The 14,967-nt window shown below is 69.7% G+C and carries 15 protein-coding genes; 6 read left to right on the top strand and 9 right to left on the bottom strand.

Translation table 11 applies throughout. The annotated features are described in order from the left end of the window. Positions 1–8: 8 nt before the first annotated feature. The 4 genes from GXW83_RS02825 to GXW83_RS02810 are packed head-to-tail and all read right to left on the bottom strand — an operon-like array spanning position 9 to position 3,333. Positions 9–683 (bottom strand): histidine phosphatase family protein, encoded by a 675-nt coding sequence (locus GXW83_RS02825; RefSeq protein WP_182441317.1) that lies wholly within the window; start codon positions 681–683, stop codon positions 9–11. 10 nt (positions 684–693) lie between these two features. After that, positions 694–1,689, bottom strand: a complete 996-nt coding sequence (locus tag GXW83_RS02820; RefSeq protein ID WP_182441316.1) for a hypothetical protein — start codon at positions 1,687–1,689, stop codon at positions 694–696. A 34-nt stretch (positions 1,690–1,723) separates the two neighbouring features. Further along, the gene (locus GXW83_RS02815; protein WP_182441314.1) at positions 1,724–2,626 is read right to left on the bottom strand and encodes a phosphotransferase; all 903 of its coding nucleotides are present in this window, start codon (positions 2,624–2,626) and stop codon (positions 1,724–1,726) included. Further along, the gene (locus GXW83_RS02810) at positions 2,623–3,333 is read right to left on the bottom strand and encodes an ATP-binding protein (RefSeq protein WP_182441313.1); all 711 of its coding nucleotides are present in this window, start codon (positions 3,331–3,333) and stop codon (positions 2,623–2,625) included. Before GXW83_RS02810 ends, GXW83_RS02815 begins: the two co-directional genes overlap by 4 nt. 17 nt (positions 3,334–3,350) lie before the next feature. Here GXW83_RS02810 and GXW83_RS02805 point away from each other — a divergent pair, with 17 nt between their 5' ends. The 4 genes from GXW83_RS02805 (at position 3,351) to GXW83_RS02790 (ending at position 6,098) form a co-directional block, all read left to right on the top strand. Next, complete coding sequence (locus GXW83_RS02805) at positions 3,351–3,497, top strand: hypothetical protein (RefSeq protein WP_182441312.1); 147 nt, start codon at positions 3,351–3,353, stop codon at positions 3,495–3,497. Positions 3,498–3,861: 364 nt separating this feature from the next. Beyond that, positions 3,862–5,136 (top strand): helix-turn-helix transcriptional regulator, encoded by a 1,275-nt coding sequence (locus GXW83_RS02800; protein WP_182447030.1) that lies wholly within the window; start codon positions 3,862–3,864, stop codon positions 5,134–5,136. Further along, positions 5,133–5,684, top strand: coding sequence for a flavoprotein (locus GXW83_RS02795; RefSeq protein ID WP_182441310.1), 552 nt, complete (start codon positions 5,133–5,135; stop codon positions 5,682–5,684). Before GXW83_RS02800 ends, GXW83_RS02795 begins: the two co-directional genes overlap by 4 nt. A gap of 3 nt (positions 5,685–5,687) precedes the next feature. After that, positions 5,688–6,098 (top strand): NUDIX hydrolase, encoded by a 411-nt coding sequence (locus GXW83_RS02790; protein WP_182441309.1) that lies wholly within the window; start codon positions 5,688–5,690, stop codon positions 6,096–6,098. Positions 6,099–6,167: 69 nt separating this feature from the next. Here the strand turns inward: GXW83_RS02790 and GXW83_RS02785 are convergent, their stop codons facing one another. From GXW83_RS02785 to GXW83_RS02765, 5 genes are all read right to left on the bottom strand, one after another. Next, positions 6,168–7,892 (bottom strand): relaxase/mobilization nuclease domain-containing protein, encoded by a 1,725-nt coding sequence (locus GXW83_RS02785; protein WP_182441307.1) that lies wholly within the window; start codon positions 7,890–7,892, stop codon positions 6,168–6,170. Between the two features lie 8 nt (positions 7,893–7,900). Beyond that, positions 7,901–8,635, bottom strand: coding sequence for a MobC family plasmid mobilization relaxosome protein (locus GXW83_RS02780; protein ID WP_225446713.1), 735 nt, complete (start codon positions 8,633–8,635; stop codon positions 7,901–7,903). A 232-nt stretch (positions 8,636–8,867) separates the two neighbouring features. Continuing rightward, positions 8,868–9,677 carry a DUF2637 domain-containing protein gene (locus GXW83_RS33730; RefSeq protein ID WP_225446712.1) on the bottom strand — a complete coding sequence of 270 codons (810 nt, stop codon included), beginning with the start codon at positions 9,675–9,677 and terminating at the stop codon, positions 8,868–8,870. A gap of 467 nt (positions 9,678–10,144) precedes the next feature. Beyond that, the gene (locus tag GXW83_RS02770; protein ID WP_182441305.1) at positions 10,145–11,464 is read right to left on the bottom strand and encodes a DUF3631 domain-containing protein; all 1,320 of its coding nucleotides are present in this window, start codon (positions 11,462–11,464) and stop codon (positions 10,145–10,147) included. Positions 11,465–11,767: 303 nt separating this feature from the next. Beyond that, entirely contained in the window at positions 11,768–11,995 is a 228-nt protein-coding gene (locus GXW83_RS02765; RefSeq protein WP_182447026.1) for a hypothetical protein, read from the bottom strand. A 125-nt stretch (positions 11,996–12,120) separates the two neighbouring features. On the opposite strand from GXW83_RS02765, the gene GXW83_RS02760 reads away from it, so the two are divergent. Further along, positions 12,121–12,789 (top strand): helix-turn-helix domain-containing protein, encoded by a 669-nt coding sequence (locus GXW83_RS02760; RefSeq protein WP_182441303.1) that lies wholly within the window; start codon positions 12,121–12,123, stop codon positions 12,787–12,789. Then, a complete protein-coding gene (locus tag GXW83_RS02755; RefSeq protein ID WP_182441301.1) occupies positions 12,786–14,384 on the top strand; it encodes a site-specific integrase in 1,599 nt (532 codons plus the stop codon). The genes GXW83_RS02760 and GXW83_RS02755 overlap by 4 nt, the downstream gene beginning before the upstream one ends. Positions 14,385–14,967: the final 583 nt, after the last annotated feature.

Raw genomic sequence — 14,967 nt, 5'->3', positions numbered from 1 at the left:
GGCTCCTCCTAGATCGGCGGGGTAGTGGTTCCCGTCCGGGTGAACCGGCCGTCTCGCAGTTCGTAGTGGAGGATCGCGGCGTTGGGCATCTTGCCCTTCCGCTCCTCGGCGAGGATCTCGGGCAGGCTGCGAAATTCGAGCAGGGATTGCAGCGCCACCGCGGCGGTCTGGTGGGTGAAGGCGACGACGGTGCGCGATTCCTGGAGTTCGGCCTGGGCGAGAGCGGCGAACTCGGTGGCCCGTTTGAGGACGCCCTCGGCGAGTGACTCGCCGCCGCCTGGCGCGGTCCAGATGTGCTTGCGCAGGCGGCGGTCCTCGGCGAGTGCGGGGTAGCTGTCGTAGAGCTCGCGCTTGGTCATGTAGGTGGCGTCGCCGTAGTGCTGCTCGTCCAGGAGCGCGGTCTGCCGGGGCCAGCCATCGGGGAGGGCCGGCAGGGCGATCGCGGCGGTGTCGATCGCCCTGCGGTAGGTCGAGGTGTAGACGTGCGGGTCGGGGCCGGCGAGCCCCGGCAGGACACCGGCGAGCCACTGGGCCTGCAGGAAGCCGCGCGGGGTCAGGCCGACGATGGTGCGGGAGATAGCGTGCGCGGCAGGGCCGCTGTAGGGGCGGGGGTCCTGGTAGAAGCCGTTGTACTTGTCGGCGTTCTCGACGGACTCGGCGTGTCGGATGACGAGCAGGGGCAAGACGAGGCTCCTATCCCGCGAGGTTGGCGACGTAGGAGCCGCTGACGGTCCAGGGGGTGAGTTCGATGCCGAACCCGCTGTGTTCGCCGTCCTGGGTGTGGACGAGCTTGCCGGACAAGTGCACCGTGTCGCCGGACCTGAAGGCGCCGGTGTAGGCGCCGAGGTACGAGCGCATGTGGGTGATCCGGCGGGCGAAGGAGTCGGCCTCGTCGATGGTCGAGCTGAGGATGGTCTTGACCTTGATCCCGTAGACGGCCGGGGTGGTGAGGCCCTCGGCGTGGTCGGTGATCTTCGCGAGAAGGGAGATCTCGCCGATCTCCTTGGAGGAGATCCGGGCGAAGGTCTTGTCGCGGTCGGAGCGGATGGGTTCGCAGTTGATGTGCGCGCCGGCGTTGGCGGTGAGTCCCTGGAGCTTGCGGCGTTCCTGCTTGATGAGGGCGTCGAACGAGCTGCCCTCCATGTACTTGGCCCGGCGGATGTACAGCCGGGTGAGGTCGTCTCCGTCGTACGGCCGGATCAGGTCGGTCTGCTGGAAGAGCTCCTGTGCGGCCTGGTAGCCCTCGGGTCCGTAGCAGACGAGGTCGATGTCGGAGCGCTCGTTGAAGCAGCCGACGAGGAAGGAGCCGGTGACGCCGGTCAGGCCCTGGGCGTCGTTCGCGGTGAGCCACTCGGTGATCGCCAGGAGGTCCTTGCCTGCCGGGTTGTCGGCGACCGCGCCGGGGTCCTCGTGGATGGCGGCGAGGGCCTGGCGGCAGGAGTAGTGGACGGCCACGTCCTCGCGCGGGATGCCGGTGATGACGCAGCCGAGGGTGTCGGAGTAGACGTAGCACTCCGGCCTGCCGGCGAGGATGCCGAAGGACTTCGACACGACGCTGTTCTGCCGGTAGGTCCGGTCGAAGAGCCGGCGGTCGCCCTTCTCGTCGGGGTGGTACTTGACGTAGCCGAGGTAGTGGCTGCCGGGGTGGCTGTCGCCGATGACCTTGAAGACGACTCCGTGGTGGTCCATCAGGTAGTCGCGGTCGCGAACGGTGGGAACCGGCCTACCGGTGTTCAGCGGTGAACCGTTCCAGAGTGGGGAAGGTGCCGGTGTCGATCGTGTTGGACGACTCATACTGATCAAGTCCCATCGTGAAGAGGGTGCGGCGGTACTGCCACTTGATGTGCTTGTCGTGCCGTGTGGGGTCGGCGGGCCGCATGAGGGCGAGAAAGAAGAAGCACTTGACGAGCAGGAAGTCGCCCAGGTGCTCGCTCACCCGCTGCCCGATCAGGGATGCGGTGGTCTCGTCGAGTGCGCCGGTGTAGGCGGCGCGCTGTTCCGGGGTGATGCTGTAGCCCTTGCCTCCGCCCTTGAAGGCCACGATGTCGAGCGCGGGGTAGACGTCGTAGCCGAGCGGGACCGGTCCGTGGTGCTGCCAGTCGATGACGCCGGCCTGGAGGACGTTGGGTAGGCCGTAGTCGAGATGTCCGTGCACCATCGGGAGCTGGGCCAGCCGGTCGAGGGCGTGCTTGACCGCTTCGTGGACGCGCGGGGTGTCGAGGTCCGGGTTCTCCTCGAAGACCTCTGCCGCGAAGGCCGCCTTCTCGAACCACGGCGTAACCGGGAGGGGGTGCCTCGCCTGGGCCTGCATGAGCTTCGATGCGACGGCCGCTGCCGTGCTGATCACCTGGTAGCTAACCTGACCGTCCTGCCTGGCGTCGGCCAGCGCCTCCTCGTGCAGCGAGCTGTCGCCGATGGCGCGCTCGATGACGAAGTAGCTCTCGTTCTCAGAGCCGCTGTCGACGATCTCCGGCACCGGGTAACCAAGGCCGGCGGCCAGCTGCTGGAACTCGGTCTCAACCCGCAGATCCTCACCGCCAGTCCGCTTGTAGAGCAGGCCGTCGGCGGACCTCCACACCGCGCCCTGCGTGGCCGTTCTGTCCTTCACGAACTCCCAGTCACTCATCCATCCATCCTTCCGTAGAGCAGAGTTCGGGTGGAGCACGGCTGCTCCGCGCGAGTCGGACGGGGTGGGGCCGGCCGCTCCCGGGGGAAAGAGCGACCGGCCCCCGTCACCGCCCGGCCGGTGCGCCTGGACCAGCACGGGCGGAGTCGGTAGGCGCGCGGCGAGCGGTGCTGCGAGAACCATTTGTACGCGCGGGCGCTTGGCCAGGTGGGCGTGTGGGGACGGGGCCTGGGACGGTCGGTGCGGACGAGGCTGGCGATGAGTGCCGCCCGGCGGGCCGAGCGAGGGTGCTCGGGTACCGCGACAGCGGGCACCGCCAGTTCGGCCCAGACCTTCTTGCCATGGGTCGTCGGTTCCGCGCCCCAGGTCTCCGACAGGCCCTCGATCAGCAGCATGCCTCGACCGGTGGTCAGTTCGTCGTTGCCGAAGTTCGCGGCGCCGGTGGGCATCCGGCGCGAAGGGTCGTACACCTCGATCACCACCCGGTCCCCGTCCGGTGACAGATAAATGCCGGCGAGCAGTCTCCCCGGCGCGTGGATGACCGCGTTGGCGAGCAGCTCGTCGGCGACCAGAGCGATGTCGCCAAGCGAAGTCGGGTCGATCCCCCACGAGCGGGCGACTCGGACGACGGCTTCTCGGGCTGGTGGGACGTGGTCACGCCTGGTGCCGATGAACGAAATACGCCGAGCGTGGGTGAAGGCGGTCACCGGTGACCGTCGCAGGCTTGGACAGCATTGACGACGCTGTTGCACGGCCAGGGGCCGCAGCCGTCGCTGCACCGGCCGTCCTCGAACTGGTGGCGGTCGAGGACCTCTCGGGCGTGGGTGCCGGCGGTGGCGAGGCGCTCGCGACGGGCGGCAGCACGGTCTGAGTGGCTCGCGCTTGCGTTCGACGCCCGGCCGTCTTCCGAAGCGAAAGGAACGGCCACTGCGTCCCGCTGGTGCGCAGTGTCGCCCCTCTGTGCGTCCGAGCGGAGGGTCATCGGCGCTTCTCCTTAGTCACTGGGTGAAGCCGCGCATGCGAGAGACCGCAGATGGGCCTCGGTCATGCGGGAGCGGGGAACCGCAAGCTGCGAGGGTGGTCGAGCTGCTGACGACCAGACAACTCCATCTCGATGCACCACGGTTAGGGCATGGGCTCCGCGTGCATGATCCATGCAGATCGTGCATGACGGGTTGTCCTGGTGCGGCTACGCTCGGCTCGCCAGGGCAGGATCAGCATTGGCAGGAGAAGCCATGTCGCGGACGGCCAAAGGACACTCCGCTGCGGGTGGGATCGGAGAGGTGATCCGCCGCGCACGAGTGTTGAGCGGCCGGTCTCAGGCGGACGTGGCCACCGAACTGGGCTACCACCAGTCGAAGATCAGCCGGTTGGAGAGCGGCAAGGGAACGCAGGACATCGACGTCCTGCGCGCTGTCGCAGCTGTGCTCGACATCCCGCTGGGAAGCCTCGGCCTGTCCTCCCATACCAGTGCGGACAGCAGGACGGACGACATGCACCGTCGCAACTTCTTGGCCGCGAGCGTCGTCGCGCTCGCGGCCCCGACACCTACTCCTCGCGTGGGGATAGAGCTGGTCCAGGCACTGCTGCCCGGACCCGTTCCAACTGAGCACGCACCACAACCCGTGGCGGCACTCGCATCCCGGCTCTCCCAGGCGCGGAGGCTCTTCTACACCTGCCGGTACGCCGAGCTCGAAGGCGCATTGCCGTCGCTGATCGCCGACCTTCGCCAGGCCCAGGACGCCGCCCGCGGCGGCGATCAAGCTCTGTCCGGGCTCCTCGCGACGGCGTACCAGACCGCGGTGAGCCTGTTACTCAAGCTCGGCGACCACGGCAACGCCTGGCTCGCGGTCGGCCGTGCCATGGCCGAGGCCGAGCGGAGCGCCGACCCCGTGGTGATGGCCTCCAGCGTCCGCGTCCAGGCGCACGTCCTCGCGCGCGACCGGCACACCGCGCCAGCCGTCACCCTCATCCGGCACACCGCCGACCAGCTCTCCGGTAGCTACGACCGGCGCGCGCCCGAGTACCTCGCCGCGCTGGGGCTCATGCTCCTTCGCGGCGTCACGGCGGCAAGCGCAGGCGGCGACCGTGCCACCACCGCCGAGTTCCTCGCCGAGGCTCAGGAGGTCGCCCGCTACGTCGACCTCGACGGCCCCGAAGCATGGGCGAACTTCAGTCCGACCAACGTCGCGCTCCACTCGGTGAGCGCCTCGGTCGTCCTCGGCGACGCGGGAACGGCGCTGGAAGCCGCCCAGCCCCTGATGCGCAGGCGCATCCCGGTCCCCGAGCGCCGGGCAGCACTGTGGGTGGAGGCTGCACGGGCCTACAGCCAGCAGGGCAGACTGGCGGAGGGATACAAAGCGCTCAGGATCGCGGAGAGCTGTGCCTCGGAGGACATCCGCCGGCGGCCCAGCGTGCTCGAGCTGGCCGGTGACATGGCCGCTCGCGACCGGCGCGGCGCCGTCCCGGAGCTTCGCCGTTTCTGCCAGGAGTTGGGAGTCCAGGTTTGACCGAGCACCGCGAGCCGTTCCTCTACGTCGTCGTCTGCGCGTCGGGCATCGCCGACGGAGTGGGCGAGTTGATCACCGCTGCCCAGGCCGAGGGCTGGGGAGTCGGCGTGATCGCGACCCCGAACGGACTCGGCTTCATAGACCAGGAGGCCGTCGAAGCCCAGACCGGCTACCCGATCCGCTCCGCCTGGCGCACGCCGAGTATCCCCCAGCCGCTGCCCCCGGCCGACGCGATCGCCGTCGCGCCGGCCACCTTCAACACCATCAACAAGTGGGCTGCCGGCATCTCCGACACCCTCGCGCTCGGCATCCTCTGCGAGGCGTACGGCCTCGGCATCCCGGTGGCCGTCCAGCCCTACGTCAACTCCGCCCAAGCTGCCCACCCCGCGTACGGGGAGAGCCTGGCCCGGCTCCGGTCGATGGGCGTCCTGATCGGTGACTACGTCCCGCACAGGCCCAAGGCCGGCGGGGGCCGCGACAAGTACAACTGGACCCACGTCCTCGACCTGCTCCGCCCCGTGGCGGCCTCAGCGTCGGAGAGGGATTAGCCGATGCTCCCGCCCTCAGACGGGCCGCCAGGTGTCGCTGCCGCGATCGTGATCCGAGAGGGTCGGGTGCTGATGGTCCGGCGCCGGGTCAGCGAGGGCCAGCTTGTGTGGCAGTTCCCGGCGGGCAAGATCGAGCCCGGCGAGTCTCCCGAGCAAGCAGCTGTCCGCGAGACCGCCGAGGAGACGGGGCTGAACGTGGCCGCCATCAAGGTCCTCGGCGAGCGCGTCCACCCAGAGACTGGCCGATGGATGTCGTACATGGCCTGCGAGATCGTCAGCGGCACCGCTGCCGTCGGTGACCCACGAGAACTGGACGCACTGGCGTGGGTGGCGCTTGCAGAGATCCCCGCATACGTCCCGTACGGGATCTTCGAGCCCCTACAGGCATACCTGGATATCGCGCTCAATGACTGAGTGAACAGCTGTGGGCGACCACCAACTGGTGGCCGCCCACAGCGGCAGCAGAATTCCGGTCACTGGTGGTCAGCGGTGTCGGGGCTGGGTGCCGGGACGCTGCGGGGCAGTCCTGATGGGTTGCGGGTTGGTGATGTGGGGGCGGACGGTCGGGGCGCCGGACGAGCGCAGGAGTGCCGCCTCGACGGTGCGGTTGGGTGCGGGGTTGTAGCTGGTGTGCTGGATGCGGGCGATGAGGACCTTCGCGGGCAGGCGAGCGCTGCCGAGTTCGCGGTGGGCAGCGGCCTCGGTGAGGAGTTGGTGGGGCACGTAGCCGCCGGCCTCGGCGTCGGCGAGCACGGTGGCGAGGGCGGGCCAGTTGGGGTCGGCGAGGATCCGCGTCGCGTGGTCGGGAATGGCGGCGCGGACGTCGCTGGCGAGGGTGTTGCGGGTCTGCTCCTTGGGCTGGCGCTGGGTGAGGAAGCCGAGCTGGTCGGCGGCGGCCCGGTCGTAGGCGGCCTGGAGGTGCTGAACGGTTCGGCGCGCGGCTTCGGCCTGCTGGGCATGGCCCTTGGCGGTGTGCCAGCGCTGGGAGAGGATCGCGGCCCAGACGAGGGCCGCGACGAAGACGGAGAGGGTGCTGCCGTCCTTGCCGCTGCTGGCATGCACGAGGTCACGGGCGGCTTGCCGCAGACCGGCTGCCGCTGTGTGGTCGGCGCGGACCTGGGAGCGCTGGGCGCGGGCGAAGGTCTTTGCTGCTGCTCGGAGTTCGACGCGCAGGTCCTGGGGCGCGGTCTGGGCGGTGGCCTCGATCAGTTCACCGAGGGCGGTGATGTGCGCCTGCGCACGCGCGTCGCCGCTGTCGCCGGTGCTGTCGTGGTCGGTGGTGAAGGTGTCGAGGGCGTTGGTGGCGTGCTGCCAGCGGGTGGCGGGCTTGTTGCGGCGGGCGGTGGGGTGCTCCTCCGGCTTGCTGGCTGCAAGGAGCGCCTGGAGCTTGGGCAGGGACAGGTCGGGGGCGATCTTCCCGCCGGGGATGTAGTTCGGCTGCCCGTTGGCCTTCAGGTCGCCGGGGCGGGCGACGGAGTAGCCCCGAAGGTCGCCGGACGGGAAGCGGAGGATCTTGACCTCGACGCCATCGGTCTGGAGGTAGGCGAGAAGTTCCTCCGCGTTGCTCGCGTGGGGGATGGCGGCGCGGATGCGGTCCTGGAGCCACTCGCGGCTGGTCTGTTCCCAGCCGAGGCGCTTGGCTTTGTGCATCTCGGCCTGGGTGGGGCGACGTTCGGCGGTCCGATCGCCAGTGCCCAGCTGGCGCAGGCCGTAGTCCTTCTCGATCTCGCGGCACTCGGCTCCGACGCGCTGGCCGCTGTTGTGGAGCTTGGGGCGGCGGCCGTCCTCGCGGACGGTGGTGGCGAGGATGTGGATGTGGTCGTCCGCGTGGCGCACCGCGATCCACCGGCACGCCAGGTCGTCGTCCTTGGGAGCGATGCCGGCGGCCCGGACGATGCGCTCGGCGATCTCGGACCACTCAGCGTCGGAGAGGTAGCGGTCCTCGGGTGCGGCGCGTACGGGGCAGTGCCAGACGTGGTCGGTGCGCTTCTTGCCGGGCTCGCTGTCGCGCAGGCGGACGGGCTCGTCGAGGTAGCGGGCGAGTTGAGTGAGGGTGGCGTTCTCGTCGCGGCCGGGGTCGGGCATGGCGAGCATGGCGAAGCCAGCGACGATGTGCGGGTCGTGGTGCTCGTCGTGGCGGCCGGGTCCGTAGAGGTAGGCGAGCAGGCCGCGGGTGTTGGAGCCGGGGTTCTTGATGGGGGCGATCACGGCGGTGTTCAGCCTTCCTGGTTGGCGGGCTGGCGAAGGGCCTCGGCGATCTCGGTGAGCAGGCCGTGCAGTTCGTCGAGGGTGCGGCGGATGTCGACCGGGGGCTCGTATCCGCCGTTGAGGGCTCGGGCGATCTGATTGACGTTGCTGGCGATACCGCTGATCTGGCGCAGGACACGGGCGCGGAACTCGTGGATGAGTCGGCGTTCTTCCGCCAGGGGCAGGTCGATGAAGAACCGGCCGGTTATGAAGGCCAGGACGACGTCGGCGGCGAACCCGGACAGGCCGCGGTAGCCGTTGGCGGTGGCAGCCGCACGCAGCCGAGGCTCTTCCTCGGGTTCGAACCGCAGAGGGCCGACGCGCTCTTCGCGCTTGGTGCCGGTGTAGCGGCGATTCTTCGGCGCGGCATCATCAGCGGTGCTGTGGTCGGAGGACTCGTCGTCGGTCTTGGTCGGGCGGACGTCGGCGAGGATCTGCTGCTGGACGGCAAGGAGCTTGTCCGGGTCGGGGCCGCCCTCGGCCCCGACCTCCTGGCCCGGCGCGCCCTCGCGCTGGGCCGTCTCCGCCACCCCTGGGGCGGAGATCCCGCGAGTCCGGCCACGAGTCGGACACGCGGTACTACTGGCTCCGCCAGGGGCACGGCTGCCGAACGCCCGCTGCCAAAGACCCTTCACGGTATGGGACTTCTTCCTCTCCTTCGCGCTCTCACTGGCGGCGCCGCGGGGGTACTGGGTGTCGGTCACGGGCTGATCTCCTGTCGCGGGGTCGTCGAGGTGCTGTGGTGCGAGCGGGATGCGAACGCGGCGCACGGACCGGATCGGGCGGCGAGCGGTTCGGCGGAAGAGTGATCCGGTCCTTTGGCGGATCTTGCTGACCACGAGGTGGACATCCGCCAGACCACTTGGCGGTGAAGGGGCCGCCCACCGGACGCCGTGCAGGTCATTGGCGGGCGGCCACCCATGGAGCGGTGGCGTGTCAGGCGGGCACCGGGTGCTCACGCGCCTGCTCAGGCTCGCGGTCGGCGTTCTCGGGCTGAGGGTCGGCCTGCTCATCCCGCAGGAGCGTCATCAGCTCCGTCCGCCGCTTGCTGCTGATCGGAATCCCGGCGTCGCTGAGGGCCTTCTCGACCACTGCGACGCTGACACCGTGCTCGGCGACGACCGGCCGCATCATCTCCACGAGCTGGTCCATGGTCTTCGCCGGTGGGCGTCCGGTGCGCTTGCGAGGCGCGGCCGGTTCTTCGTCGGAGGCCGGGACGTCGTCCCTGCGCTCAGCCACCGGCGCGGGGCTGGACAGGCCGTCCTGCTCCGCGTTTGGTACGGGCTGGGGTGCCGGGGAGGGCTCGGGGTTTTCGTGGAGCGGGAGTTCATCCTTGGCGGGTTCGGCGGGGGCCTTGGTCGTGGTGGTGTTGTGGGCGAGGAGGGTGCCGCCGAAGAAGGCGAGGGCGGGCCAGCCGGCGACCAGGATCCGCAGCCAGGCGGGGACGTGGTCGAGGTCGAGGAGGCCGGCGGTGGCGACGTTCGCGCCGAGGGAGGCGGTCAGGGCGATGGCGAACCAGGTCCAGGCGGTGCCGGCCGGGTGTCCGGTGGCGCGCAGGTTGCGCATGCGGTGCCAGGCGGCGACGAGCAGTAGGTCGACCGAGACGGGGTAGGCCCAGGCTTTCCAGCCGTGTTGTCCGGCGGATTCGGCGATGTCGTGGAGGTGGGCGAAGGACAGGGCGCCAGCAATGGCGGCCTGCACGAGGACGGCGTCCAGGCGGGGGCGTATGGGGTTGGTGGCGGTCATGCGGAAGGTGGTCCTCGCGGATCGGGTGGTGGTTTGCGGGATTGCCGTCCTTGCCGTCTTGCCGTCTTGGCGCTGTCGGACGGGCTCTGGGCTGGGGCGGGCGCGGCTGGCCGGCAGCACCGTGGGCGCGGCGCTGTTCAGGTTCGGGACACGGCGCGTATCCGTCTTGGGTCCCGTATCCGTCCCAGCGGAAGGGCCTTTGAACTGCGGTTTTACGGCAGGGACGGCTGGGACGGCACAAGACGGTTGTGGTTCCCGTCCCGGGGCGGGCCCGCCGCTCGCGCCGTGGTTCGGGCGGCGGCGGGCCGATGGCGGCGTGGGGCGGTTGCCGTCCCGCGCGCCGTCTTGCAGGCGGGGTGCTGCCGTCCCGGGGTGGGCGCGTTTCCGTCTTGGGCGCCCGTTCCGTCCCGGCGGCAGGTGCTGTGACCTGAGCTGTTACGGCAGGGACGGCAGTTCGGGGAGGCTGGTCAGCCTCTGCTGCCCGTGCCCGTACTCTCGGCCGTGGCCGTGGTGACGGGGTGGACGGTGGGGCAGTAACGGCGCCAGGCGTCGAGGAACTTGTGGCGCGTGTAGCCCTTGCGCTGGGTTCCGTCGCCGAGGCGCACGTTGCCGGAGGTGATGCCGAACTCGCGGAGCATCGCGCCGAGTGCGCGCGGGGTCAGGCCGCCTCGGGCCGCCTCGGCCCACGGGGCCTCGGCGTTGTCGTTGAGCTCGCGCAGCAGCTGGTCGGTGGTCAGGCTGTCCGCCTCGCGGTTGGCGTGGAAGATCCGGCGGATGTCGGCGAGGATCCGTGCGCCGCCGGGGTTGTCCTCCTCCGTCTGGACCTCGGCGTCGACCATGCGCTTGCACGCCTGGCGGGCACGGCGGGGCCAGGGGCCTCCGGCGAGGTCGGCGATGATCACCAGGGGCTCCCAGGTGTCAGCCGCGCGGTCCTCGACCGGCATGGCGGGCTCCAGGCGCAGGGCTTGGTCGGCGAGCGGTGCCGTCCAGCGGGCGATCTTGTCGCGGATCGCGTGCAGGGCGGGGCGGTCGCGCTTGGTGCGGTACGGGGAGACGCGCTCGCCCTCGGCGCGGCGGCGCATGCGGATCACGATGGAGCGGTCCATGATCGTGTCGGGGAGGTCGCCGATGCCGGCGATGGCCGCCATGGCGAAGGTGTGGAACCTGCCCGGGGCGTGCTCCTTGCCGACCACCCGCAGCACGTAGCGGTCGCGCTGGTGCCCGGCGTTGAGCAGGCCGCGCATCTCCTCGTTCCTCTCGGCCATCTTCGGGCTTCCGAAGATCGTGTCCGCCTCGTCCACCAGCAGGGTGGGCGGCTCCTCGCTGATCGAGCGGAAGATGGCGGCCGGAGACGAGTTCACCGTCGCCACGGGATTGTGCACCGTCTCGGTGAGGACGTCGAGCAGGCGGGACTTGCCGCAGCGCTTGGCCGGGCCGACCACGGCCAGGCGCGGGGCATGCTGCCACGAGCCCTGCAGGTGGGTCGCGGCGACCCACAACGTGGTGGCGTCCAGGGCCTGGTCGGAGGGAAGGATCACGAACTTCGCGATCTGGGCCCTCAGCTGCGCGAGCAGGTCGGCGCCCTCGGTCGCCTCGGTGTCGGGCATCAGGTCGGTCCCGTCCGGGACGGCGGGGTCGGCAGGCGCCGCCTCGGCGTCGCGTCCACAGGCTGTGGACGCGAGGGCCTGCTGGGCGGGCAGGTAGGTGCCGGGCTCGCCGGCCTTGGCGACCGGCGGCCAAGTCACGGTGGGAGCTGCCGGATCGAGCTGGTGGGACGTAGACTCCATGCTGAAGCTCCAGACTGGGGCGCGGGACCTGTTCCGTCGCGCGCCGCCGATGAAGGTCGTGGGTAAGGACTTCGCCTGGCCCTCGGTGTTCGCAGCACCGGGGGCCTTCGTGCGCCCTGGGGTGGTCGGGCCAGGGGTCCTGGCCCTCTCAACTCGCAGGGACTGCTTGCACCTTGGCGGCGGTCCCTCGGCGGCCTCGGCCGCCGAGGGACCACGAACGTACGGTCATGCCGCTGGAAGATCCACTCCAATCGGGCAAGTACGCCCACGGCAGACAGGCTTGTGGATCGGGCTCTCACCACGTCAAGCTGCATCAGCCGCCGCACCTTCGCCGAGCGCCGCGTCGATGCCGAGCAGGCGCAGAAGGTCCGCTGTGATCACGCGGTACTTCTTGCCCAGCCGCAGGACCCGGCAGGGGTAGGCGCCAAGGCGGGCCAGCTCGTAACCCTTGCTCCGCCCGAGACCGATGGCCCGGTTTGCAGTGTCGAGGTCGATGGCCACTGGCAGCCTGAGAAGTTCGGCCCGGCCCATCCCCTGCGCCGTCGCCGATATGTCACCAGTTCGCACATGAACTCCAAACCCGAGCTTCCCCCGGGCGGGGGGCTGCGGCGGAGTGCCGCAACGGAGAAGAGCTTTCCAGTGGCTACTGTGTCGATATGACACAACGCCGCGAGGAACACTGGTCCACCGACGACGAAGACGCGCCCGACTGGCCCGAACGGATCACCAAGGACGTGATCCGAGCAATCACCCGAAGGAGGCAAGACCTTGGACTGTCCGCGCAGGATGTGGCCGACGAAACAGGGGACTTGGGCTACGAAGTCCCCCGGAACGTCATCGCCAACTGGGAGTCCGGCAGGCGCAAGACGATCACGATTCCCGAGCTGATCGTCGTGGCCGAGGCCCTGGACATCGCGCCGGTCGAGCTGCTCTTCTCCCCAGCCCTCGGCGGCCGGGTCGACTACCTGCCAGAGATGCCCAGCGACCGCTGGTCGGCGCTCACCCACTTCACAGGAGAGGCCCGCCACTCGCTCGGGATGTACCGGCTCCGCCTCTACCGGAAGCACGAACGGATCTGGCAAGAGCTCCAGGAGGAACATCACGACGCGTTCCAGCTGGAATTCAAGTTGTTCCGGGAGAAATGGCCTCCCGGCTCACAGGACAAACTCGACGCTTTCGTCGCCGCCGTCCGCGAGCGGCTTCAACCCGTCAGAGCACACCTGCGCGAGATCGGCCTGGAAGTCCCGTACCTCACGCCAAGTCTCGGATTTCTCGACGCCGAACTCCCCCCACTGAAGACCGATACCGATCTGGAGGACGAATGAAGGGTTCCACCTACCACCGCTGCTACTGCCGCGACGCCGAGACCGGTAAGCCGCTCGGCAAGGCGTGTCCGAAGCTCGGCAGCCGGAAGCACGGCGCCTACTCCATACGCCAGGAGCTGCCCAACACCGAAGACGGCACACGCCGTTCGTTCAACCGCGCCGGCTACGAGACGCTCAAGGAGGCGCAGGCCGACCTCGACCACGTTCGCGGCCTGCTCGCCCTCGGCAAGGAGGATCCCGACGACCTGGCCCTGGTCGCCGAGCTGCTGGTGAAGGTCGCCGACGAGAAGGCCCAGCTGCCCGACATCGAGGAGACCCGCAACCGGCTGAAGACTGGTCAGGACCTGTCCAGCCGCGTCACCGTGGGCGAGTGGCTCGACACCTGGCTGGCCGGCAAGAAGATCCGCAAGTCCGGGATCACCCGCTACGAGTGTGACGTGCGGGTCCACCTCAAGCCCCGAATCGGGCAGATCCGCGTCGATCGGCTGCGGGTGAGCACGCTCGCCGAGATGTTCACGGCCATCGCCGACGCCAACGAGGAGATCCTGGAGAACAACGCCCTGCGGCACGCGCTGAAGGCCGAACTCGCCACGGTGCCGATCAAGGGCCTGGAGAACCGCGCCCGCCGCAAGGCTCTGCGCGCCGAACTCGCCGAGATGCCACCCTTCCGGCGGACGACCGGCGCGGCCACCCGCCAGCGCATCCGGGCCACGCTCCGGACCGCCCTGAACGCCGCGATCCCCGAGGGTCTGATCACCCTCAACCCGGCCGCCCACGTCAAGCTCGACCCGGCCACCAAGCCGAAGGGTCTGGTGTGGACACCCGAGCGGGTCGCGCAGTGGCGGGAGACCGGTGTGAAGCCCTCCCCCGTGATGGTCTGGACGCCTCAACAGACTGGCGCGTTCCTCGATTTCGTCGCTGACGACCGCCTGTACGCGATGTGGCACGTGATCGCCTTCCGCGGTCTTCGCCGAGGCGAGGCGTGCGGGCAGCTGTGGTCCGAGACCAACCTCGACGCCAACTCGCTGACCGTGACGACTCAGCTCGTGCAGGACGGCTGGGAGATCGAGGAGTCCGACCCCAAGACCGACGGGAGCTTCCGGGCCGTGGCCCTCGACGACGACACGGTGGCCGTCCTGCGGCGCCACCGCGAGCAGCAGCGCAAGGAACGGGCCGACTGGGGACCGGCCTGGAAGGACACCGGCCGGGTCTTCACCAACGAGGACGGCTCCTGGCTCCACCCCGGCAAGGTCACCGAGATGTTCGCGCGGCTGATCGCCGCGTCCGGGCTGCCACCGATCCGCCTGCACGACCTCCGCCACGGCGCGGCCACGCTCGCCCTCGCCGGCGGCGTCGACATGAAGGTGGTGTCCGAGATGCTCGGCCACTCCTCCATCAAGATCACGTCGGACACCTACACCAGCGTCCTGCCGGAGATCGCCAAGGGCGCGGCCGAGGCCGCCGCGCGGCTCGTCCCCCTCCAGCGGAAGACCGAGGCCGAGGCCCGCACCAAGGCTGCGGCCGAAGCCGAGAAGGCCAAGCGGAAGGCCGCGAAGAAGAAGGCGAAGATCAAGGCCAAGAAGACCAAGGTCTGACCCAAGATCGACACCGGCGCTCACGCATCGCTCACGCAGATGATCCCGTAGCGCCCCGCCGACGCCTGCCCGCACGCCAAGAAACAGCAAAAGGCCCAGGTCAGCGACTATCTGACCTGGGCCTCCCCTGAGCCGCCTTCGGGATTCGAACCCGAGACCTACGCATTACGAGACCGCGAGCGTTCATGTTGCGTGGTGCCGTGTCGTGCCACATAGTGACGTTTTTTCTGATCAGAGCACGTCCACCGGGTTGCCCCGTGCCGCCTCGTGCTGCACCGTCCAAAGGCGTCTGTCCACCGGCTGTCCACCGGACCGGCGCTCGCCCCCTTCGCTCCGAGTGGAGCCGACGCCCGAGGGGGATTCCGGCTCAGGCCGCGGCTCAGGGCCGGAGCACTTGTCGACTACCGACAACGCGCCCACCGGGACTGGATCGCTGGTCATCGCTCGGCGAATCCACTCCACATGACTACTACGCTTCCCCGGCCAGCGCAGTCCCCAATCGAGTGACCATGCGGTCGAAGTTTCTCGTCAAGGCCTGCTGTCGATGCCGGGACCTTCATCCTGCAGCCTGCGTGTCGGCGGA

Origin of the sequence: Streptacidiphilus sp. PB12-B1b, from assembly GCF_014084125.1 — a bacterium.
Taxonomy (GTDB): Bacteria; Actinomycetota; Actinomycetes; order Streptomycetales; family Streptomycetaceae; genus Streptacidiphilus.
The sequence above is the reverse complement of the archived record's forward strand: the minus strand, read 5'-3'. Positions and strand labels throughout refer to the sequence as shown.

Bases quoted from the DNA above. Each gene is read 5' to 3' on its own strand.
- GXW83_RS02820 (WP_182441316.1), bottom strand. From the start codon at position 1,689: ATGGACCACCACGGAGTCGTCTTCAAGGTCATCGGCGACAGCCACCCC.
- GXW83_RS02815 (WP_182441314.1), bottom strand. From the start codon at position 2,626: ATGAGTGACTGGGAGTTCGTGAAGGACAGAACGGCCACGCAGGGCGCG.
- GXW83_RS02800 (WP_182447030.1), top strand. From the start codon at position 3,862: ATGTCGCGGACGGCCAAAGGACACTCCGCTGCGGGTGGGATCGGAGAG.
- GXW83_RS02790 (WP_182441309.1), top strand. From the start codon at position 5,688: ATGCTCCCGCCCTCAGACGGGCCGCCAGGTGTCGCTGCCGCGATCGTG.
- GXW83_RS33730 (WP_225446712.1), bottom strand. From the start codon at position 9,677: ATGACCGCCACCAACCCCATACGCCCCCGCCTGGACGCCGTCCTCGTG.
- GXW83_RS02770 (WP_182441305.1), bottom strand. From the start codon at position 11,464: ATGGAGTCTACGTCCCACCAGCTCGATCCGGCAGCTCCCACCGTGACT.
- GXW83_RS02765 (WP_182447026.1), bottom strand. From the start codon at position 11,995: ATGGGCCGGGCCGAACTTCTCAGGCTGCCAGTGGCCATCGACCTCGAC.
- GXW83_RS02760 (WP_182441303.1), top strand. From the start codon at position 12,121: ATGACACAACGCCGCGAGGAACACTGGTCCACCGACGACGAAGACGCG.
- GXW83_RS02755 (WP_182441301.1), top strand. From the start codon at position 12,786: ATGAAGGGTTCCACCTACCACCGCTGCTACTGCCGCGACGCCGAGACC.